This is a genomic window from Pseudomonas sp. MWU13-2517, from assembly GCF_023242545.1.
Classification (GTDB): domain Bacteria; phylum Pseudomonadota; class Gammaproteobacteria; order Pseudomonadales; family Pseudomonadaceae; genus Aquipseudomonas.
The window spans coordinates 1-420 of the sequence record NZ_JALMFA010000042.1; the positions used below are offsets into that span (position 1 = coordinate 1).

Annotated in this window: 1 protein-coding gene; it reads right to left on the bottom strand. The window is 55.5% G+C overall.

Annotated elements, in window-relative coordinates; translation table 11 throughout:
• The coding region (locus tag M5B97_RS27575; RefSeq protein ID WP_248733239.1) for an immunoglobulin-like domain-containing protein at positions 1–420 on the bottom strand (420 nt) is incomplete at both ends.

Sequence of the window (420 nt, forward strand, 5' to 3'; positions counted from 1 at the left end):
GGTCTGGTCGCCTTTGTATACGTCGTTCGGCGCCACAGTGGTGACGGTGCCGCTGGACTGGTTCACGCCAATAGTGATGGTTTGGCCATTATCCAGGGTGACGGTCAGCGGGTTGGTGATGTTAGTCACCGCATTACCCGACTTATCAACCAGAGACGCGGTGTAAACGATGTTGCCACCTTCACCAACGCTGTTGGTGGCGGTCAGTACCACATCCACTTTGTCGATAGTGTCGTTGATTGTGGTGGTTGCGCCATTACCTGCAACTTCCAATTTCTCGAAGTTGCCACCAGTAGCGTCAGTGATCTTGACGGTCTGCGTGCTCTTGTCGATGAACACGTCATCGCTTGGCGCCGGGACGGTCACGGTGCCGACGGTGTCGCCAGCCTTGATGGTGATGGACGAGCCATTGTCGAGTTT